The 21,161-nt window shown below is 61.9% G+C and carries 17 protein-coding genes, 1 other RNA gene and 1 pseudogene; 9 read left to right on the top strand and 10 right to left on the bottom strand.

What is annotated here, in order from left to right:
- The first annotated feature begins 105 nt into the window (after nucleotides 1–105).
- The 6 genes from PSH84_RS13825 (at nucleotide 106) to PSH84_RS13800 (ending at nucleotide 6,564) form a co-directional block, all read left to right on the top strand.
- The gene (locus PSH84_RS13825) at nucleotides 106–2,556 is read left to right on the top strand and encodes a heavy metal translocating P-type ATPase (RefSeq protein ID WP_122567918.1); all 2,451 of its coding nucleotides are present in this window, start codon (nucleotides 106–108) and stop codon (nucleotides 2,554–2,556) included.
- Nucleotides 2,557–2,580: 24 nt separating this feature from the next.
- Nucleotides 2,581–2,799 (top strand): cbb3-type cytochrome oxidase assembly protein CcoS, encoded by a 219-nt coding sequence (ccoS, locus tag PSH84_RS13820; RefSeq protein ID WP_122567917.1) that lies wholly within the window; start codon nucleotides 2,581–2,583, stop codon nucleotides 2,797–2,799.
- Complete coding sequence (locus PSH84_RS13815) at nucleotides 2,792–3,475, top strand: sulfite exporter TauE/SafE family protein (protein WP_305470359.1); 684 nt, start codon at nucleotides 2,792–2,794, stop codon at nucleotides 3,473–3,475. Before ccoS ends, PSH84_RS13815 begins: the two co-directional genes overlap by 8 nt.
- Nucleotides 3,476–3,727: 252 nt before the next feature.
- Nucleotides 3,728–5,110: an oxygen-independent coproporphyrinogen III oxidase gene (gene hemN / locus PSH84_RS13810; RefSeq protein ID WP_305483077.1), complete on the top strand. Its 1,383-nt coding sequence runs from the start codon at nucleotides 3,728–3,730 to the stop codon at nucleotides 5,108–5,110.
- Nucleotides 5,111–5,204: 94 nt separating this feature from the next.
- Complete coding sequence (gene fnr, locus PSH84_RS13805) at nucleotides 5,205–5,939, top strand: fumarate/nitrate reduction transcriptional regulator Fnr (RefSeq protein ID WP_122567916.1); 735 nt, start codon at nucleotides 5,205–5,207, stop codon at nucleotides 5,937–5,939.
- 76 nt (nucleotides 5,940–6,015) lie between these two features.
- Entirely contained in the window at nucleotides 6,016–6,564 is a 549-nt protein-coding gene (locus PSH84_RS13800; protein WP_122567915.1) for an adenine phosphoribosyltransferase, read from the top strand.
- 127 nt (nucleotides 6,565–6,691) lie between these two features.
- Here PSH84_RS13800 and recR read toward each other — a convergent pair whose 3' ends face one another.
- The 4 genes from recR to dnaX form a co-directional block, all read right to left on the bottom strand.
- Nucleotides 6,692–7,294, bottom strand: a complete 603-nt coding sequence (gene recR / locus PSH84_RS13795; RefSeq protein WP_122568397.1) for a recombination mediator RecR — start codon at nucleotides 7,292–7,294, stop codon at nucleotides 6,692–6,694.
- Between the two features lie 66 nt (nucleotides 7,295–7,360).
- Nucleotides 7,361–8,395, bottom strand: a complete 1,035-nt coding sequence (curA, locus tag PSH84_RS13790) for an NADPH-dependent curcumin/dihydrocurcumin reductase (protein WP_305483075.1) — start codon at nucleotides 8,393–8,395, stop codon at nucleotides 7,361–7,363.
- Nucleotides 8,396–8,686: 291 nt separating this feature from the next.
- The gene (locus PSH84_RS13785; RefSeq protein WP_003183512.1) at nucleotides 8,687–9,025 is read right to left on the bottom strand and encodes a YbaB/EbfC family nucleoid-associated protein; all 339 of its coding nucleotides are present in this window, start codon (nucleotides 9,023–9,025) and stop codon (nucleotides 8,687–8,689) included.
- A gap of 64 nt (nucleotides 9,026–9,089) precedes the next feature.
- Nucleotides 9,090–11,171: a DNA polymerase III subunit gamma/tau gene (gene dnaX, locus PSH84_RS13780; protein WP_305483074.1), complete on the bottom strand. Its 2,082-nt coding sequence runs from the start codon at nucleotides 11,169–11,171 to the stop codon at nucleotides 9,090–9,092.
- Nucleotides 11,172–11,314: 143 nt separating this feature from the next.
- Between dnaX and PSH84_RS13775 the strand changes: the two genes are divergently transcribed.
- Nucleotides 11,315–12,085, top strand: a complete 771-nt coding sequence (locus tag PSH84_RS13775) for a substrate-binding periplasmic protein (RefSeq protein ID WP_122567912.1) — start codon at nucleotides 11,315–11,317, stop codon at nucleotides 12,083–12,085.
- Here PSH84_RS13775 and PSH84_RS13770 read toward each other — a convergent pair.
- A pseudogene (locus PSH84_RS13770) lies at nucleotides 12,031–13,780 on the bottom strand (putative bifunctional diguanylate cyclase/phosphodiesterase). The gene PSH84_RS13775 and the pseudogene PSH84_RS13770 overlap by 55 nt on opposite strands.
- A 337-nt stretch (nucleotides 13,781–14,117) precedes the next feature.
- Between PSH84_RS13770 and PSH84_RS13765 the strand changes: the two are divergent.
- Together PSH84_RS13765 and PSH84_RS13760 are read left to right on the top strand one after the other, a co-directional pair.
- Nucleotides 14,118–14,432, top strand: coding sequence for a helix-turn-helix domain-containing protein (locus PSH84_RS13765; RefSeq protein WP_122567910.1), 315 nt, complete (start codon nucleotides 14,118–14,120; stop codon nucleotides 14,430–14,432).
- 198 nt (nucleotides 14,433–14,630) lie between these two features.
- Complete coding sequence (locus PSH84_RS13760; RefSeq protein WP_305483072.1) at nucleotides 14,631–15,137, top strand: DUF4823 domain-containing protein; 507 nt, start codon at nucleotides 14,631–14,633, stop codon at nucleotides 15,135–15,137.
- A 180-nt stretch (nucleotides 15,138–15,317) separates the two neighbouring features.
- On the opposite strand, the gene ffs is transcribed toward PSH84_RS13760, so the two are convergent.
- The 5 genes from ffs to zipA all read right to left on the bottom strand — a co-directional run bounded on the left by ffs (nucleotide 15,318) and on the right by zipA (nucleotide 21,075).
- An RNA gene (gene ffs, locus PSH84_RS13755) (signal recognition particle sRNA small type) lies at nucleotides 15,318–15,414 on the bottom strand.
- Between the two features lie 421 nt (nucleotides 15,415–15,835).
- Nucleotides 15,836–16,186, bottom strand: coding sequence for a hypothetical protein (locus PSH84_RS13750; RefSeq protein ID WP_305483071.1), 351 nt, complete (start codon nucleotides 16,184–16,186; stop codon nucleotides 15,836–15,838).
- Between the two features lie 160 nt (nucleotides 16,187–16,346).
- Nucleotides 16,347–17,507: a zinc-binding metallopeptidase family protein gene (locus tag PSH84_RS13745; protein WP_305483070.1), complete on the bottom strand. Its 1,161-nt coding sequence runs from the start codon at nucleotides 17,505–17,507 to the stop codon at nucleotides 16,347–16,349.
- A 231-nt stretch (nucleotides 17,508–17,738) separates the two neighbouring features.
- Nucleotides 17,739–20,096 (bottom strand): NAD-dependent DNA ligase LigA, encoded by a 2,358-nt coding sequence (gene ligA / locus PSH84_RS13740; protein ID WP_305483069.1) that lies wholly within the window; start codon nucleotides 20,094–20,096, stop codon nucleotides 17,739–17,741.
- A 133-nt stretch (nucleotides 20,097–20,229) separates the two neighbouring features.
- On the bottom strand, nucleotides 20,230–21,075 hold the full coding sequence (zipA, locus tag PSH84_RS13735) for a cell division protein ZipA (RefSeq protein WP_122567906.1): 846 nt from the start codon (nucleotides 21,073–21,075) through the stop codon (nucleotides 20,230–20,232).
- Nucleotides 21,076–21,161: the final 86 nt, after the last annotated feature.

Raw genomic sequence — 21,161 nt, 5'->3', positions numbered from 1 at the left:
CCACAGTTGATCGCGGATGGCTATACACCGCCCATCCCCTGTGGGAGCGAGCTTGCTCGCGAAGAGATTTTCAGACGCCCTGAAAGCTGCGATATGTGAATACTCATGACCACTCCACAGCCTTGCTACCACTGCGCCCTGCCCGTCCCCCCTGGCAGTCGCTTCACCGCCGTTGTCCTCGGTGAAACCCGCGAGCTGTGCTGCCCGGGCTGCCAGGCGGTGGCCGAAGCCATTGTCGCCGGTGGCCTGGAAAGTTATTACCTGCATCGCAGTGAAGCGTCGGCCAATCCCGAGACCCTGCCCGTCCAGTTGACCGATGAACTGGCGCTGTACGATCGCCCTGATGTGCAGCAGTCGTTCGTGCGCCATGAGGGCGACTTGGCCGAAACCACCCTGTTGATGGAAGGCATCAGTTGCGCCGCCTGCGGCTGGTTGATCGAAAAACAGCTGCGCAGCCTGCCGGCCGTGGCTGAGGCGAGGTTGAACCTGTCCAACCATCGCTTGCATGTGCGTTGGGCCGACGCCCAGTTGCCGCTGAGCACGCTGCTCGCCGAGTTGCGCCAGATCGGCTACGTCGCCCATCCGTACCAGGCCGACCAGGCGTGCGAGCAACTCGCCGCACAAAACCGCCTGGCCCTGCGCCAGTTGGGCGTGGCCGGCCTGTTGTGGTTCCAGGCGATGATGGCAACGATGGCCACCTGGCCGGAATTCAACATCGACCTCAGTCCCGAGATGCACACCATCCTGCGCTGGGTCGCCTTGTTTCTCACCACGCCCATCGTGTTCTACAGCTGCGCGCCATTCTTCAAAGGCGCCATGCGCGACCTGCGCACCCGCCACCTGACCATGGACGTGTCGGTGTCCCTGGCAATTGGCAGCGCCTACGTTGCCGGAATCTGGACGTCGATCACCGGCGTCGGCGAGTTGTACTTCGATGCCGTGGGCATGTTCGCCCTGTTCCTGCTGGCCGGCCGTTACCTGGAACGCCGGGCCCGGGAGCGCACGGCCGCCGCCACCGCCCAACTGGTCAATCTGCTGCCGGCCTCGTGCCTGCGCCTGGCGGCTGACGGCCAGAGTGAACGCATCCTGCTCAGCGAATTGCGCACTGGTGACCGGGTGTTGGTGCATCCCGGGGCGGTCCTGCCGGCTGACGGCAAGATCCTCGAGGGGCAGTCCAGCATCGACGAATCGCTGCTGACCGGCGAGTACCTGCCACAACCTCGACAAGCGGGCGATGCGGTCACCGCGGGCACACTGAATGTCGAAGGCGCCTTGACCGTCGAGGTGCTGGCCCTCGGGCAAGACACCCGGTTGTCGGCCATCGTGCGGCTGCTGGAGCGGGCCCAGGCCGAGAAACCGCGACTGGCGGAAATCGCCGACCGCGCCGCTCAATGGTTCCTGCTGTTCTCCCTGGTCGCGGCAGCGGCCATCGGCCTGTTGTGGTGGCAACTTGATGCCTCGCGGGCTTTCTGGATCGTCCTGGCGATGCTGGTCGCCACCTGCCCCTGCGCATTGTCCCTCGCCACGCCGACCGCCCTCACCGCGGCCACCGGCACCTTGCACAAACTTGGCCTGCTGCTGACACGCGGCCATGTGCTGGAAGGCCTGAACCAGATCGACACGGTTATTTTCGACAAGACCGGAACCCTCACCGAAGGCCGCCTGGCGTTGCGCGCCATTCGGCCGTTGGCGGCCCTCGACAGCGATCAATGCCTGGGGCTGGCCGCGGCCCTGGAAAACCGCTCGGAACACCCCATCGCCCGAGCCTTCGGCCGCGCGCCACTGGCCGCCGAGCAGGTGCAAAGCACCCCGGGACTGGGGCTGGAAGGCTTCGTGGCCGAACAACGCCTGCGCATCGGCCAGCCCGGTTTTGTCTGCGAACTGAGTGGCGCCGCCGTGCCGCAAATGCCGGACGAACCCGGGCAATGGCTGTTGCTGGGCGACGAGATCGGACCATTGGCCTGGTTCGTCCTCGATGACCGCTTGCGCGCCGATGCTCCGGCCCTGCTGGCGGCCTGCAAGGCACGGGGTTGGCGAACGCTGCTGCTGTCGGGCGACAGCTCACCGATGGTCGCCAGCGTCGCCGCCGAACTGGGCATCGATGAAGCCCGCGGCGGCCTGCGCCCGGACGATAAACTGGCGGTATTGCAGCAATTGCACCAACAGGGCCGCAAGGTGCTGATGCTCGGCGATGGCGTGAACGACGTGCCCGTGCTGGCGGCGGCCGACATCAGTGTCGCCATGGGCTCGGCCACCGACCTGGCCAAGACCAGCGCCGACGCCGTGCTGCTGTCCAACCGCCTCGACGCCCTGATCCATGCCTTCAACCTGGCCCGGCGCACTCGCCGGGTGATCGTCGAGAACCTGGTGTGGGCAGGGCTGTACAATGGCCTCATGTTGCCGTTCGCCGCCCTCGGCTGGATTACGCCGGTGTGGGCCGCGGTCGGCATGTCCATCAGTTCGTTGACCGTGGTGTTGAATGCCCTGAGGCTAACGCGTCAGCCCAAGGCGCAGGTTTTCGCCGCCACGCCCGATACCCGCCCGCTGCCGGCCTGAGCCGCGCGGGCATGGAGTTCCGACATGCCAGCTCTTTACGTGATGATCCCGGCCGCGCTGCTGATCGTGGCCATCGCCGTGTACATTTTCTTCTGGGCCGTGGACAGCGGCCAGTACGACGACCTCGACGGTCCGGCCCACAGTATTCTGTTCGACGATCAGGACCCGAACCACAAGGCAGCGGTGGACGAAGCCAGTGGCGAGGCCCGCCAGCCGGACGACAAGGCCCCGCCCCATGCTTGACCTGGCGCCACTGCTGGTTTCGGCCGTCATCCTTGGCCTGTTGGGCGGCGGCCACTGCCTGGGCATGTGCGGCGGCCTGATGGGCGCCCTGACCCTGGCGATTCCCAAGGAACAGCGCAGCCGCCGCTTTCGGTTGCTACTGGCGTACAACCTGGGGCGGATCCTGAGCTATGCCACCGCCGGGTTGCTGATCGGCCTGGCCGGCTGGGCTGTGTCCAACAGCCCGGCCGCGATGATCATGCGGGTGCTGGCCGGCTTGCTGTTGATTGCCATGGGCCTGTACCTGGCGGGCTGGTGGAGCGGCCTGACCCGCATCGAAAGCGTGGGGCGTGGCCTGTGGCGGCACATCCAGCCCGTCGCCAACCGCTTGCTGCCGGTGTCGAGTCTGCCCCGGGCCTTGCTGCTCGGCGCCCTGTGGGGCTGGCTGCCGTGCGGGTTGGTCTACAGCACCCTGCTCTGGTCCGCCAGCCAGGGCAATGCTCTGGACAGTGCCTTACTGATGCTCGCCTTCGGCCTGGGCACCTGGCCGGTGCTGCTCGCCACCGGCCTGGCCGCCGAGCGCATCACCGCCCTGCTGCGCAAACGCAGCGTGCGCATGGCCGGTGGGCTGTTGGTGATTGTCTTTGGCGTCTGGACATTGCCAGGGCCGCATCAGCATTGGCTCATGGGGCATTGACCAGCCCTGTGGCGAGGGAGCTTGCTCCCGCTGGCCTGCGAAGCAGGCCTCAACAATCCTCAGGCAGAACGCATCCACAGATATAGCGACTGCTGCGCAGCCGAGCGGGAGCAAGCTCCCTCGCCACGGGTTTGAGCTGTCTGGGCTGACATCATCCTCGACAACTCCCCATGCCCGTTGACACAAATCAAAACGGCCTCGTGCCCAGCCCCCTAGACTCGCCCCATGCCAGCCTACCCGGGGAACACCCGCATGCTCGACGCCATCCGTTGGGACTCAGACCTGATCCGCCGCTACGACCTGGCGGGACCACGCTACACCTCGTACCCGACTGCGGCGCAGTTCGGCGGCCAGGTGGGCACCTTCGACCTGCTCCATGCCCTGCGTGACAGCCGCAAGGCCCGGCGGCCACTGTCGCTGTATGTGCACGTGCCGTTCTGCGCGAACATCTGCTACTACTGCGCCTGCAACAAGGTCATCACCAAGGACCGTGGCCGCGCCCACGCCTATCTGCAACGCCTGGAACAGGAGATCCAGCTGATCGGCTGTCACCTGGACCCCACCCAGCGCGTGGAGCAGCTGCACTTTGGCGGCGGCACCCCGACGTTCCTCAGCCACGACGAGCTGCGCCAACTGATGGCCTCGCTGCGCCAGCACTTCAATCTGCTGGACGACGATTCCGGCGACTACGGCATCGAGATCGATCCCCGGGAGGCCGACTGGTCGACCATGGGGCTATTGCGTGAACTGGGCTTCAATCGGGTCAGCATCGGCCTGCAAGACCTCGACCCGGCGGTGCAGCGTGCCGTCAATCGCCCGCAAAGCCTGGAAGAAACCCGCGCCGTGGTCGAGGCTGCCCGGACCTTGCAATTCCGTTCGATCAACATCGACCTGATCTATGGACTGCCCAAGCAGACCCCGGACACCTTCGCCCGCACCGTCGAGGAAGTCATCCACCTGCAACCGGACCGGCTCTCGGTGTTCAACTACGCCCACCTGCCGGAACGCTTCATGCCCCAGCGGCGCATCAACAGCCAGGACTTGCCGAACCCGGAGCAAAAACTGGCGATGCTACAAGACACCATCGAACAGCTAACCTGCGCCGGCTACCGCTACGTGGGCATGGACCACTTCGCCCTGCCCGACGACGAGCTGGCCATCGCCCAGGAAGAGGCCACGTTGCAGCGCAACTTCCAGGGCTACACCACCCATGGGCATTGCGACCTGATCGGCCTCGGCGTGTCGGCCATCAGCCAGATCGGCGATGTGTACTGCCAGAACAGCAGCGACCTGAACCATTACCAGAACACCCTCGCCAACGGGCAATTGGCGACCAGTCGCGGCCTGATCTGCAATACCGACGATCGGTTGCGACGCGCGGTGATCCAGCAGTTGATCTGTCACTTTCATCTGGCCTTCGCCGAGATCGAGCAACGCTTCAATATCGATTTCCGCGGTTACTTCGCCCCGCTTTGGCCGCAATTGCGGGCGATGGCCGAGGATGGGCTGATCAAATTGGATGACACCCACATCCAGGTATCGCCCGCTGGTCGCTTGCTGGTGCGATCGGTGTGTATGGTGTTCGACGCCTATTTGGAACAACATAATCGGCAGCGTTTCTCCCGCGTTATCTGAGCGCGACAATTTGACGAGGAAAGCGCGCTAGTCGGAGTGCCTGCACTGGGGTACCCTTACGTCTTATGTGTGTTTTCCCACAAGGATTGAAGAAATGTCCGAGCCAGTCAAACTGCGCGCCCACAACCAGGCCCACTGCAAGGATTGCAGCCTGGCGCCTCTGTGCCTGCCACTTTCATTGAATCTGGAGGACATGGAGGCGCTGGACGAAATCGTTAAACGGGGCCGTCCGTTGAAAAAAGGTGAATTTCTGTTTCGCCAGGGTGACACCTTCGATTCCGTCTATGCGGTGCGCTCGGGCGCCTTGAAAACCTTTAACCTGAGCGACGGCGGCGAAGAACAGCTCACCGGTTTCCACCTGCCCAGCGAACTGGTGGGCCTGTCGGGCATGGACACCGAGACCCATCCGGTCTCGGCCCAGGCGCTGGAGACCACCTCGGTGTGCGAAATTCCTTTTGATCGCCTGGACGAGCTGGCCATCCAGTTGCCGCAACTGCGTCGCCAGTTGATGCGGGTCATGAGCCGGGAAATCCGTGACGATCAGCAGATGATGCTGCTGCTCTCGAAAAAAACCGCCGACGAGCGCATCGCCACGTTCCTGGTCAACCTCTCGGCGCGCTTCCGCGCCCGCGGGTTCTCGGCCAACCAGTTCCGCCTGAGCATGTCGCGCAACGAAATCGGCAATTACCTGGGCCTGGCGGTGGAAACCGTGTCCCGGGTGTTCACCCGTTTCCAGCAGAACGAGTTGATTGCCGCCGAAGGCAAGGAAATTCACATCCTCGACCCGATCCAGCTTTGCGCCCTGGCCGGCGGCTCGATCGAAGGCTGATGGACAAGCGCGGCTGAGGGATTGGCCTCGCCGCGCTATACTGCGCCGTTTGCAGCCCTGCCAGGACACTTCCACGATGGTCTTTGACTCCTTCGACATCAAATCCCTGATCCGTCCCGTGATCGACTTCCCCAAACCCGGCGTGATCTTTCGCGACATTACCCCCCTGTTCCAATCCCCGACCGCCCTGCGCCTGGTCATGGACAGTTTCGCCCACCGCTATGTCGAGGCCGAGTTCACTCACATTGGCGCGATGGATGCCCGGGGCTTTCTGATCGGCTCGATCCTGGCCTATCAGTTGAACAAGCCGCTGATCCTGTTTCGCAAGCAAGGCAAGCTGCCGGCCGACGTGCTGGCCGAGGGTTACCAGACCGAATACGGCGAAGCCTTCCTTGAAGTGCATGCCGACAGCCTGTGCGAGGGGGATTCGGTGGTGATGTTCGATGACCTGATCGCCACCGGGGGCACGCTGATCGCCGCCGCCAACCTGATCCGCCGCATGGGCGCCAAGGTCCACGAGGCCGCAGCGATCATTGACTTGCCGGAACTGCTCGGCTCCCAGCGTCTGGAAGACATGGGGATTGCGACGTTCTGCCTGACGCAGTTTTCGCTCAGCGAAAAATAATTACCGAGTGAGTAACCCTGTGGGAGCGAGCTTGCTCGCGATAGCGGTGTGTCAGCAAACATAGATATCGGCTGATCTACCGCCATCGCGAGCAAGCTCGCTCCCACAGGGGATCGTGTTGCTGCTGTTACAAAGCGATCGGCTTGCGCCCCGCAAACGAATGCGCCAACGTCCCGCCATCTACCAGTTCAAGCTCCCCACCCAGCGGCACGCCGTGGGCGATGCGGGAGGCGATCAGGCCTTTGTTGTTCAACAACTGGGCGATGTAATGGGCAGTGGCTTCGCCTTCGACCGTCGGATTCGTGGCGAGGATGACTTCCGTAAACGTGCCCGCCTCTTCGATCCGCGCGATCAGCTGTGGAATGCCGATGGCTTCAGGCCCCAAGCCGTCGAGCGGGGACAAATGGCCCTTGAGCACGAAATAACGGCCACGAAAACCAGTCTGTTCCACCGCATACACATCCATCGGCCCCTCCACCACGCAGAGCAAGGTGTCGTCCCGACGCGGGTCGGCGCATTGCGGGCAGAGGTCGTCCTCGGTGAGGGTGCGGCATAAGCGGCAATGCCCCACGCCTTCCATGGCCTGGCTCAAGGCCTGGGCCAGGCGCGAACCGCCGCTGCGATCACGCTCAAGCAATTGCAACGCCATGCGCTGGGCAGTTTTCTGACCCACACCCGGCAACGTTCGCAGGGCATCGATCAGTTGGCGAATCAAAGGGCTGAAGCTCATGGAGGAAATGTCCGACATAACAACGAGACGCGGTTTATACCCGCGCCTCCGATTAGCGTCAAATACTCAATCCTGCGCGACTCGCACCACCAACTTGCCGAAGTTGCGTCCTTCCAACAGGCCGATAAACGCCTGTGGCGCATTTTCCAGGCCATCGACCACGTCCTCGCGGAACTTGACCTTGCCATCGCGCACCCAAGGGGCCATGGCACTGGTGAACTCCGGCTGACGGTCACCGTAGTCATCAAACACAATAAACCCCTGAATCCGCACGCGCTTGGTCAGCAAGGTGCGCTGCAGTTGCGGCAAGCGATCCGGGCCGCTCGGCGCCTGATGCTCGTTGTAGGACGCGATCAGGCCACAGAGCGGGATCCGTGCCTTGGCGTTGAGCAACGGCACGACGGCATCGAAGACCTTGCCGCCGACGTTTTCGTAATAGATATCGATGCCCTTGTCACAGGCCCGCGCCAGTTCCTCGGCAAAATTTTCGCTCTTGTGATCGACACAAGCATCAAAACCCAGCTCGTCGACCACGTACTTGCATTTTTCGCTGCCGCCCGCGACGCCGACCACACGCAGGCCCTTGATCTTCGCCACCTGGCCGACCACCGAGCCCACGGCACCCGAGGCGGCCGCGACCACCAGGGTTTCCCCGGCCTTGGGCTGGCCAATGTCCATCAGTCCCATGTAAGCGGTCATGCCCGGCATGCCCAGTACACCCAAAGCCATCGACGGGCTGGGCAACCCCGAGGGGATGGGCATCACGTTGCGCCCGTCGCTGATGCTGTGGCTCTGCCAACCCGTGGCGCCCACCACCAGATCACCCTCCTGGAATTTCGGGTGCGTCGAACGTTCCACGCGGCTGACAGCGCCGCCGGTCATCACTTCATCGATTTCCACCGGAGCGGCGTAGGAAGGGCCTTCACTCATGCGCCCGCGCATGTAGGGGTCCAGGGACAGGAACAGCGTCTTGAGCAGGATCTGCCCTTGTGCCAGGTCCGGCAGGGTCACGTGCTCCAGGCGGAAATTGTCCGGGGTCGGGGCGCCGTGGGGGCGAGAGGCCAGGACGATGCGCTGGCTGGTGGTCGATGCTTGTGACATGGAAGCGTCTCCTTGATCGTTGAGTGGCACGTATAGGGAGCAGACCATTATCGGGGGCGCGGCGTTCGATGTTTGTTCAGCGGGTCATTGTGGGAGCAAGGCTTGCCCGCGATGAACGATGGCGCGCAGTTCCGACAAACCGAGGCGTCTGTATCGCGGGCAAGCCTTGCTCCCACAGAGCCTTGCTCCCACAGGTTAGGTTTGTGTCACCGCTCACCCCTATGACAGAAACAAAAATGCCAGGCGCGATGCCTGGCATTGTGTGTAGCCCATCCCGACCGGGATGGCGAATCAGAACGGCAGTTTCATGCCCGGCGGCAGTTGCATGCCAGCGGTCATGCCGGACATCTTGTCCTGGCTATTGGCTTCGATCTTGCGCACCGCGTCATTGACGGCGGCGGCGAAGAGGGCTTCGAGCATTTCCTTATCATCTTCGCTCAGGCCTTCGACCACGCTTGGGTCGATGCTGACGCGCTTGATGTCGTGGCGACCGGTCATGACCACGGTCACCATGTCGCCGCCGGATTTGCCGGTGACTTCGGCGTTGGCCAGTTCTTCCTGCATCTTGGCCATTTTTTCCTGCATCTGCTGCGCCTGCTTCATCAGGCCGGCCATGCCACCTTTCATCATGGGAATCACCTCGAAAGTACTTGGATAAACAACGCGCCCGACCCGTTCGGCCCGGCGCCTTCAGTTATGAGCCCTGGGTGACCGGGGCTTCGACAGGTTCGATAGTATCGTGACGGACCACGGCGCCGAACTGTTGCATCATCTGCTGGATGAATGGATCACTGTGGATCGACTCCTCGGCTTCACGCTGACGGTCGGCACGGCGACGGGACGCGGCCTGGGCCGGGGTCTCCTGCTCGGGCTTGATCAGCTCGATGGTCAGCGTCAGGGTGCGCTGGTGGTACTGGTTCAGCGCATCGTTGAGGCGACGTTGCTGGGTCGCGTTGAACAGTGCGCTGTGGGCCGGATCCAGGTGCAACAGCCAGTGGTCGCCTTCCACGGCCATCAGCGTGCAGTTGGCCGCGATGCTGCCAGTCATGCCGCTGATCGGCAGTTTAGGGAACAGTTCCAGCCATTGCAGGGCCAGCCCGGTGGCCGGCATCGCCGCCGGTTCCGGCTCGGGCTCCGGGGCCGGCTCAGCGGCGTGCTCGCTGGCCAGGTCGTCCAGGTAGCTGTAGGCCGAATCCATGTCCGGCTCGATGTAATCCTCGTCCAGCGGCGGCTCGTCGTCCAGGTCGATGCCTGGCGTGGCGACATCGACGTCGGCCACCGTCGGCTCGGGCACGGGTGCGGCGACCCACTCAGGCGCATCGGGCACCACGCTGTCGGGCGTCGGCAGCGGCATCGGCGGCAACTCGGGCTGCTCGGCGACCGTTTCCAGCACGGGCTCGACGACCGGCTGCTGGACCACTTCCGGCTCGACCGGGTCATTCCAAGGCAGGTCGACGACTTCTTCAGCGACGGGTTCGGGCAACGCCTCGACGACCGGCTCGGGTTCCGGCTCAGGCGCCGCGACCACAGGTACTGGCGCCGGAATCGGTTGGGGTACAGGTGCCACCGCTGCCGGCACCGAAGCCACTGCCGGCGCAACGACGGGCGCGGCAGCCACTGGCTTGGCGGAATCAGCTGTGGCCTGGCTGATCCCCACTGGCTTTAGCGTTTGCCTCGGGGCGTCCGCCGTGTCGGCTGGCCGGAACGCCAGCATGCGCAGCAGAACCATTTCGAAGCCGCCTCGCGGATCCGGCGCCAGGGGCAGGTCGCGACGGCCGATCAGGCCCATCTGGTAATAGAACTGTACGTCTTCGGCCGGCAGTGCCTGGGCCAAGGCCAGTACGCGATCACGGTCGCCATGGCCGTTGTCGACGCCTTCAGGCAGGGCCTGGGCGATGGCGACACGGTGCAGCACGTTGAGGATTTCCGAGAGCACGCCATTCCAGTCCGGCCCCTGCTCGGCCAGGTGACGCACCGCCTCGAGCAGCGCCTTCGCGTCGCCTTCGATCAGCGCATGCAAGACGTCATAGACCTGGCCGTGGTCGAGGGTTCCGAGCATGGCCCGGACATCGGCGGCCATGACCTTGCCTTCACCGAAAGCGATGGCCTGGTCGGTCAGGCTCATGGCGTCGCGCATCGAACCATCGGCGGCGCGGCCCAGCAGCCACAGGGCATCGTCTTCGAACGGCACGTTCTCGACGCCCAGTACATGGGTCAGGTGCTCGACCACCCGTTCCGGCGTCATGTTCTTGAGGGAGAACTGCAGGCACCGCGACAGAATCGTTGCAGGAAGTTTCTGGGGGTCGGTGGTCGCCAGGATGAACTTGACGTAGGGCGGCGGTTCTTCGAGGGTCTTGAGCAGCGCATTGAAGGAATGGCTGGAAAGCATGTGCACTTCGTCGATCAAGTAGACCTTGAAGCGCCCGCGGCTCGGGGCGTACTGCACGTTATCGAGCAGTTCACGGGTGTCTTCGACCTTGGTGCGGCTGGCGGCGTCGATCTCGATCAGGTCGACGAAGCGGCCCTCGTCGATTTCCCGGCAGACCGAACACTCGCCACAAGGTGTCGAAGTGATACCGGTTTCACAGTTCAGGCACTTGGCAATGATCCGCGCGATGGTGGTCTTGCCCACGCCCCGGGTACCGGTGAACAGGTAGGCATGGTGCAGCCGCTGGCTGTCCAAGGCATTGATCAGAGCCTTGAGCACATGGGTCTGGCCGACCATTTCGCGGAACGAGCGCGGACGCCATTTACGTGCAAGAACCTGATAACTCATCGAAAACCGTCGCAACTAAGGAACATAAGCGGCTAATGCTAGCGGAGCAGGGGCGAAATTGCATCCGGTGTGCTCGTCTAATCTGACTAAGCTTGGACTTGGGACTCGGTTGTCGACACGGTTTTGTACAGTCAGGAGAGTTTATGCGCTCAGCCATGGGGGCTTTGCTGTTGTTGGGTACCGGTTGTTTTGCCGAGGAAGGCCCCTTGCGTTTCGCCATTACCGACGGTTGGGCAATGCCCCTGGTGCAGATCGAACGAGGTCGCCCGACCCAGGGCATCATTCCCGACATCATGACCAGCCTGGCGACCCAGGTAGGCAGGCCGGCGCAATTCCACGTCCTGTCCCGCGCCCGGCTCGATGGCGCCATGAAACACGGCGAAATCGACATGCGTTGCTACGTCAGCCCCGACTGGGTGAAGGACAGTGGCGATTACCTGTGGAGCATCCCGTTGTTTTTCCAGCGTGACCTGATCGTTGCCACGGCCAGCACCCCTGTGGCGGTAACACTGGCCACGTTGCCGGAACAACCCATCGGCACGGTGCTCGGCTATACCTACCCAACCTTGCAACCCTTGTTCGACCGCAATCAACTGCACCGCGACGACGCCCGCAGCCAGGAACAAGTGCTGGCGAAACTGCTGGCCGGGCGTTATCGCTATGGGATCAGTAATCAGTGGGCACTGGACTGGTTCAATCAGCGCCATACCGAAGATCGACAACTTCATGAAGTGGCTGTGCTTCAGGAACAGCAGTTGAGCTGTTACGTGCGCGACGATCCAAACATTCCAGCACAACGCATCCTGAGGACCTTGCTGAACATGAAAACATCCGGGGAAATCGACGCGATCATCCAGCTTTACACCGGCCGCAGTGAAGCATCGCGGGCCAGGAGCGAGACGCCCTCGCCCTGATCGACTGGCCGTTGCTGCCATTGCGACGGCGGGATAAATCCCTGCACCCAGGCCGGTATCTGTTCGGGCGGCATGGGCCGGGCGATGAAATAACCTTGTGCCACCTCGCAGCCCAGGCTCAGCAACAGTTGGCCATGCTCCAGGCTGTCCAACCCCTCGGCGACCACCTCGCGACCAAACGCCCGGGCCAAGCCGATCACCGCCTCGGTCAGCGCCAGGTCGTCACGGTCATCGAGAATGTCGCGCACGAAGGTCTTGTCGATCTTGATGGTTTGCGTACGCAGGTGCTTGAGGTCGTTGAGCGAGCAGTAGCCGGTGCCAAAACCGCCCAGGGAAAACCCCACGCCCAACGCCTGGCAGGCCTGGAGACAGGCGCTGACGTGGGCAAGGTTCTCCACGGCGACGGATTCGACAATCTGCAGATCCAACAGGCGTGGCGGCACAGCCGGATGCCGCTCCAATACCTGCCGCAGCCGCTCGACAAAATCCGCCCGCTGGAAATGCCGCGCCGAGATATTGATGCTCACTGGCCAGCCCTGCCCCGCTTGCTGCCATTGCTGCAACTGGGTCAAGACCTGTTCCATGACCCACTCGCCAATCTCGACGATCAGGTCCGTCTCCTCCACCAGAGGCAGGAACTCCCGAGGCGGCACCAGGCCACGTTGCGGATGCTTCCAGCGCAGCAGTGCCTCCAGCCCGACCACGGTGCCATGACGCATATTGACCTTGGGCTGGAAATGCAGCCGCAACTCGTTATCGGCCAGTGCCTGGCGGACCCGTTCGACAGTCTGGTAAGTAGCCCGTACCTCCTTGTCCCGGGACACATCGAACAAGTGGAAACGATTGCGACCGCTTTGTTTGACCACGTACATCGCCTGGTCGGCGTGACGCAACAAGGTCTCGGCGTCTTCGTTGTCCCATGGGAACAGCGTGACGCCAATACTGGCGAAAACCTTGATGTCCTTGCCGTCAATGGCATACGGCATGGAGACGGCGATCAACACCCGGTTCAACGCGGCATGCAACTCTTCCATCCCACGCACATGGCGCAGCACCAGCACGAACTCGTCCCCGCCCAGCCGCGCCACCACGTCCTCGCCACGCACGATGCTGCGCAGGCGCCTGGCGACCTCCACCAACAGTCGATCACCGCTGGCGTGACCATAGCCGTCATTGACTGCCTTGAAGCCATCGAGGTCGAGCATGCACACCGCCAAGGGCAGGTTTTCCGCACGGGAAAACTCCAGGGCCTGGTCCAGCAAATCCGACAGATAAGTACGATTGGGCAGCCCGGTCAGCACATCGTGACCAACCCGCCATTGTAATGAATGCAGCAAGCGACGCTTTTCGCTGACGTCGAAGCGAATCGCCAGGTAGCGCTCGATGTTGGCCTGTCTCGTCGTCGATCACCGGCACCAGGGTGGTGTCGACCCAGTGCAGCGTACCGTCCTTGGCCCGGTTGCAGATTTCCCCTTTCCAGACCTGGCCCAGGGCAATGGTGCGCCACATGGCGCTGAAGAACTCGCCAGGGTGCTGGCCGGAATTGAGCAGGCGATGGTTCGCACCCAGCAACTCATCGCGCCGGTAACCAAAAAGGCTGCAAAATTGATCATTGACGTAGGTGATGCGCCCGCTCAGATCGGTCTCGGAAAAAATCGCGGCGGCGTCAACGGCCCTGCGGTACTTCTTATCCATCGAAGCAGTCATCCATGAGTCAGGCTCATTTGTCGCGCGCGGTTGCACCGCCTTCAAGACAGGCGAAAATCAACTAGGCTCAAACACTCTGAGAGAAACTGGAGCGCGGGCCCTGGCGGCGCCAAGGGAGGGCTCAGCCCTTGCCTTGTATCGTGGCAAGAACACAAGGCCCGGTCCCTGCACATACCTCGGCTTCGAAAAGCAGGTCACCAAATACCCGTGCCAAAGGCCGATTCTACGAAACACATCACATTTTGCAAAGCAAGGTGATGGATCACGCGGTTGCCTAATGCGAAAATCTATCGTTAAGTTCTTGATTCTAAATGGGAATTAAGCGATGCAAATTTCAAGTTTGGGTCCAGCCATCAGACGCTACCGCAAAGTAGCGGGGCTTACTCAGGCTGAACTTGGCGAAAAAACCGGTTTTGACCCTAAAACCATCAGCCGCTTCGAAACCGGCACCTACACCCCCAGCATCGAAGCCTTGTTCCTGCTTGCCAACGTGCTGGATGTGCAGATGAAGGCCTTTTTTGCCGACATGGCCGATGAGGACGAACAGCGGGCGTACCTGTTTGGTGTCATACATAAAGCCACCCCGAAGGACCTGGGAAAGCTGATCGCAGCGGTCGACCAGGCCTTGTCCAAGCCTTGATGCAGTGAAAGAGAAACCTGGCCTGTCGATACAAGACAGGCTGGGCTTCTCTTTGCTCGATCGCCCAATCCCGAGGGTGACGCAAGACACAATGTCACGTTGACATCGCTTGCCACGAACCTCGACTATCAACGCGTTGATTCCTGCGTCCCCATGACGCCTACGACTCGTCGATACAATAAAATCCCAGGGAACACTGTGCATAAACTTTCGATCATTCTTGCCTCGATACTCGCCACCGGCTGTACCGCCAAATACGCGCAACAAGAGGTATTTCCCAACCCGGGAAAACTTGATCGGCAAATGCCCGTCACCATCGCCACACCGATCGACGGCCGCTACGAAACAACGCCCTACCCTGCCTCCGGCGATATGACAGCTGCCGCTGTCAAAACAGCCTTCTCTTATTACACCAACCGTGTGACGGTCATGGGCTCGTGTCGTGAATTGAGCTGCCTGAGACAGAGCAACCCTTCGGGCTACTACGTCATCCCGGAAATCCTGCATTGGGAAGAACGCGCCACGGAATGGTCGGGCCTCCCCGACAAGATTGAGGTGAAGCTCGCCATTTATGGCCCGACTGGCGCACAGCCGCTGGGGTCTGCGATCTTGTCCGGTAAAAGCAAATGGGCGACTTTCGGCGGGGATCATCCGCAGGATCTTTTACAAGAGCCGATTGCTGAGTACGTGAAGGCTCAGTACTGACGGCAGGCCGCGGTCCTGTCGATGCACAGGGCCGGCCTCCTTGTTGACGTTGACACTCGGTTGCCCTGTCTGGCCAAAGACCGGACAGCAGAACGCACCGATCGGTACCGATCAGCAAAACAACAAGAAATTTTGAATTGGCAAACCTTGCGAATGAAGGCCTGGGCGTTATGGAGGCAACCCCACCAGCCACACCCCGGCACACAATGTTCCCGCTGTGGCTGCTTCCTTCCGGATCTGACCAGGTTCACGGGTAATCGTTGCGGGGGGACCGATGGGGTCACCATAACGACGCCCGCCTGACGGCGAGCCGCGCCATTGTACCTATCTGGCAAGAAGTTACAACCGTTCGTGCCGGATAAAAAAACTGAAGAGGTTCAAGCACTTGCTGTGGGAACCCAGCTTGCCTGTGATGGCGCCGACACATTCGGCATGGGTTCCGGCTGACCAGCCGCTATCGCGAGCAAGCTCGCTCCCACAGGGGATCTGAAGCGAACACTGGATCTGTGAACACTAGAGAGCCCATGTGAGAGCCGAGCTTGTTCGCAATGACGGAGGCTCATTCATCGATTCACCGCCATCGCGAGCAGGCTCGCTCCCACAGGGAACCTGTAGTGAAGTTGTAACAGACTGAACCTTTCAACCAACGACTAATGACTAACTACGACCTTAAATCATGGTTGATATTAAATAATCGGTCACGACGAAGTATTACAAACTACCGCTGGACAGAACGCCCCAAACTCACCATTGGAAGCTTGCGCCCGAACTTGAACATTGAAATAGACCGGTCGGGCGCCGCCACTGACGCCTATTTCATGTCGGTACCAACCGCGCCCGTCCGGTTTCACTTGGGTTGCAGGAACAAACTGCGGCTGCCCAGTTGCCACCGCAGTGACTTTAAACGTATGAGCCGCTATCTGATCGGGCCGAGCATTATCCGAGATTTGCCAAGCCAATATAATGCTGTATTTGCTTTGTCCGGCCTGGGCAAGCCGCCGAGGCGCATTGGGAATGGTTGTCGCTTTATCCACGTCATCATGTTTCATAGTATTTTCCTTAATAAATATAGCCATCATCCATGGCGGCCTTAGGGTAAAGGAAAACTTGAATATGAAACTACTATCAAAACAAATAGCATTACTTTAACTTGGCCCAGCTCCCTTATCGAGAATCGACGATGTAATCTGGCGAACAAACACCTGCTAGTTACATCAGCACCTCATCCGCCCGACCACCCTCCTCCTGGATCACCAGATGGATGAAATGCAGCTTGGTGATCACCGCCGCGGGTACGACGAACGGATAGAAATCCGGTTGGCCCATGCTGCGGGACAATTCGTTGAGCATGCCGGCCAGCTCGATCCAGGCGTTGACGAACGAGAGGAACGCCGCACCGCCTGTGTGCTCGGCGTCGTACAAGGTTTCGGGCGGGAACGGTTGGTAGTCGAAATCCATCTCCCGGGCACTCATGCCGAAGCCCAAGGCGGTGTCCACCGCGTCCATCATGTGCAGGTAATGGGCCCAGGTTTCCGCCCAGTCCTCCCACGGGTGCATGGTGGCATAGGCGCTGACGTAGCGGGTTTGCCAATCCAGCGGCGCGCCTTGCTGGTAGTGCCGCTCCAGGGCTTCGGCGTAGCTGGCGCGCTCGTCACCGAACAGTTCGCGAAAAGCCTCGAGCCAGTGGCTGTTGGCAATCAGCCGGTCCCAATAGTAATGCCCCACCTCATGACGAAAATGCCCGAGCAAGGTGCGATACGGCTCGCGCATCTGCTGGCGCACGTATTCACGATGGGCGTCGTCCGCCTCTTTGATGTCGAGGGTGATCAGCCCGCTGGCATGGCCGGTCATTGGCGATTTGCCGTCGGGGTCGACGCCGATGAAGTCGAAAGCCAGGCCGATAGTTTCGTCGACGGTTTTGGGGATGACCGGCAAGCCGAAGGTAATCAGTTGCGCGACCAGCCGACGCTTGGCGGTCTCGACCTTGCGCCAACGCTCAGGGTTTTCCGGAATCGACAGGTCGGGGATGGTGCGATTCAGGCTGCAGGCGATGCACAGGGTATCGCGCCCATTGTCCGGCAGCAGCCAATTGCAGGCAGCCGGGGTGTCGAGGTTGGCGCAACGGCGGAACAGCCCGGCGTGCGGATCGGCATCCAGCGTCCAGGTGTCGGGCTGCTCACCGGGTTGCAAGGACGACAGGCGACTCTGCTCGGGTTGATACCCCAGGGCCGCCAGGCAGGCCAGGCATTGGCTGTTGCGAAAGAACAACGACTGGCCGCAGCGGCACGGCCAGACCTTGCTGTTACGTGACCGATCGCCCAGGAACGGCGCGGCGATGCGTGAGCTCAGTTGTTCGAAGAAGCGGTACATGGCGATCTCTCCCTGGAGCCTGCAAGACTAGATCACCTTACGTTCATGATCGTTCCAAAGCGCTGCGTCATAGCGCCGATCAACCGTGGCGAGGGAGCTTGCTCCCGCTCGGCGGCGCAGCCGTCGCAAAACCGGCCAATGCGGTCCACCAGGAGGATTGGGTCGCCCCGATTGGGGCGGCTGCGCCACCCAGCGGGAGCAAGCTCCCTCGCCACAAAAAGCCGAGCACCCTCAGAGTGCGACGCCATGCCCTGTCAGGAAATCGACAAAGGCTTGCTCATCCAGCACCTTGAGCCCCAGCTCATTGGCCTTGGTCAGTTTCGAACCCGCCCCCGGCCCGGCCACCACACAATGGGTTTTCGCCGACACGGAACCGGCGACCTTCGCCCCCAGGCTCTCCAGCTTGTCCTTGGCAACGTCGCGACTCATCAGCTCCAGCGAACCGGTCAGCACCCAGGTGTGCCCTGCTTCGGGCAAGCCTTCGACGACTTTCCTCTCGCTTTGCCAATGCATACCGAAATCGCGCAACTGTTGTTCCGCTGCTTCGGCCTGCTGACGGTTGGCAGCAATGGCGAAAAACTCGCGTACGGCGTTGGCCTGCTTTTCCGGCAGCGCCTGGCGCATGTCCAGCCAGTCGGCGCTCATCACCCCTTCGAGGGAGCCGAACTTGTCCGCCAGTTTCTGCGCCCCGCCCGGTCCGACCGAAGGAATGTGCAGCTTGTCGAGAAAGCCGCCCAGGGTAGTGCTGGCGGAGAACTCGGCGCCCAGTTCGCCCTGATCCTGGATCTCAAGACCGTGACGCAGCAGGTCCTTGATCACCTGTCGGTTGTGCGGGTCTTCGAAGAAGCTGTGGATCTCGTGGGCGACTTCCAGGCCGACGTCAGGCAAGTACGTGAGCACCTGGGGCAACGCCGCCTGCACGCGCTCCAGCGAACCGAGGGAGCGGGCCAGGACCTTGGCGGTCTCCTCGCCCACGTCCGGGATGCCAAGGGCATAGATGAAACGCGCCAGGCTCGGTTTTTTGCTGTCGACGATGGCGGCCAGCAGGTTCTTGCTCGACAGTTCGGCGAAGCCTTCCAGGTCGACCACCTGCTCGAAGGTCAGGGCATACAGATCGGCAGGCGAACCCACCAACCCCTCATCCACCAGTTGCTCGACGCTCTTCTCGCCCAGGCCTTCGATGTCCATGGCCCGACGCGAGACGAAATGGATAATCGCCTGCTTGAGCTGCGCGCCACAGGCCAGGCGACCAACGCAGCGGTACACCGCACCTTCGCTGACGGTTTCACGGCCCTTGCTGCGTTTGATCAATTGCGTGCGCTCGACGTGGGAGCCGCAGACCGGGCATTGCTGGGGTACTTCCACCGGGCGGGCGTTTTCCGGGCGGCGCTCGGTGACGACCTGCACCACCTGCGGGATCACATCCCCGGCGCGACGGATGATCACCGTGTCGCCGATCATCACGCCCAGGCGCGCCACTTCGTCCATGTTGTGCAAGGTGGCGTTGGCCACGGTCACGCCAGCGACTTTTACCGGTTTGAGACGGGCCACAGGGGTCACCGCCCCCGTGCGGCCGACCTGGAACTCGACGTCGAGCAACTCGGTGAGTTCTTCAGTGGCGGGAAACTTGTGGGCGATGGCCCAACGCGGTTCCCGAGCGCGGAAACCGAGCTCGCGCTGCGAGGCGATGCTGTTGACCTTGAACACCACACCGTCGATCTCGTAGGGCAGCGCGTTGCGTCGCTCGCCGATGTCACGGTAGTAATCCAGGCATTCATCGATGCCGTGGGCCAGCTTCAACTCACGGCTGATGGGCATGCCCCAGGCCTTGAGTTGCTTGAGATTGCCGATATGGGTGTCGGCGATGTCCGACGTCACCTGGCCGATGCCGTAGCAACAGAACTCCAGGGGACGGTTGGCCGTGATCCTGGAATCGAGCTGACGCAGGCTGCCGGCCGCCGCGTTGCGCGGGTTGGCAAACGTCTTGCCGCCCACCTCCAACTGCGTGGCGTTGAGACGCTCGAAGCCGGCCTTGGACATGTACACCTCGCCGCGCACTTCCAACAGCGGTGGCCAACCAGTGCCTTGCAACTTGAGGGGAATGTTGCGCACGGTGCGCACATTGACGCTGATGTCCTCGCCCGTGGTGCCGTCACCGCGGGTGGCACCACGCACCAGCATGCCGTCCTGATACAACAGGCTGACCGCCAGGCCATCGAGCTTCGGCTCGCAGCTGTATTCCACCGCCGCGCCACCACCCAGCAAATCGCCCATGGGCAGGTCGAGACCTTCCGTCACCCGGCGGTCGAATTCACGCATGGTGGTTTCATCGAAGGCGTTGCCCAGGCTGAGCATCGGGATCTCATGGCGCACCTGGCTGAACGCCGACAGCGCCACGCTGCCGACCCGCTGGGTCGGGGAATCGCTGGTGACCAGTTCCGGGTGCTGCTCTTCCAGGGCCTTGAGCTCGTGGAACAGACGGTCGTACTCGGCGTCCGGGATGCTCGGTTCATCGAGGACGTGGTAACGGTAGTTGTGCTGGTCCAGCTCGGTGCGCAGCTGTTGGATGCGGGATTCGACGGCATTCATGGGGTGTTCTCTCATAAAGCAAAAGAGCAGCCTGGGCTGCTCATTTTTTCAAGACTTTTTGGGGGGGCTTCGCCCCCAGCGGGAGCAAGCTCCCTCGCCACAAAAAGCCCTAGCCATAAAGACTCTGGCGACTTTAGCGCTTCTGCGTCAGTGCCCGGCGCTCGAATTCGACGATGCGCTGGCGGTAATGCTCGATGGTCTGGGCGGTCAGCACGCTGCGCTGGTCATCCTTCAGTTCGCCATTGAGCTCCTGGGACAGCTTGCGAGCCGCGGCCACCATCACGTCGAAGGCCTGTTTGGGATGACGCGGGCCAGGCAGGCCGAGGAAGAAGCTCACCGCCGGCGTGCTGAAATGATCGATGTCGTCCAGGTCGAACACACCGGGCTTGACCGCGTTGGCCATGGAGAACAGCACCTCGCCGTTGCCGGCCATGCTTTCGTGACGGTGAAAAATGTCCATCTCGCCGAAACGCAGGCCGCTTTCGAGGATGTTCTGCAGCAACGCCGGGCCCTTGAAGCCGGCCGGGTCGCGGCAGATGACGCTGATCACCAGCACTTCTTCAGCCTGGGCCTGGTCCTTGTCGACGCTCGGGGTCTTGCTCTCGTCCGGGAAGTCGCCGTCGCGACTGCTGAAGCTCGGCCCGCCATCCAAGTCGAGGTTCAGGTTCAAATCACCCTGGGACGGCTCGCTGTTGCGCTTGCCGCGCTTGGAACCTGTCTCCCGTGGCTCACGGGCAGGCGCGCTCATCGACGGCAAGTCGTGTTCATCCAGCTGCGGCTCCTTGTGGGTGTCCAGCACCCGCGGCGGGCCCAGCAGTTCGGCGCTGTCATCCTCATCGGGCAGGTTCGACAGGCTGCGATCCAGGCGAAACTTCAGTTTCCCCTTGCCGCCGCGCATGCGACGCCAGCCGTCGAAAAGAATACCGGCAATGACAATGATGCCGATGACGATCAGCCACTCGCGCAGACCGATTTCCATGTAATCCCGTGCCTCTATAAAAATGCTGAAAAATAAGGGGCTTAGCTATTTGCAAACCGCTTTAAAACGTGGCGCCAACTCTATGT

The organism is Pseudomonas beijingensis (assembly GCF_030687295.1).
Lineage (GTDB): Bacteria > Pseudomonadota > Gammaproteobacteria > Pseudomonadales > Pseudomonadaceae > Aquipseudomonas > Aquipseudomonas beijingensis.
Note: the sequence above shows the minus strand (reverse complement) of the source record. Positions and strands in the feature narration are given on the sequence as shown.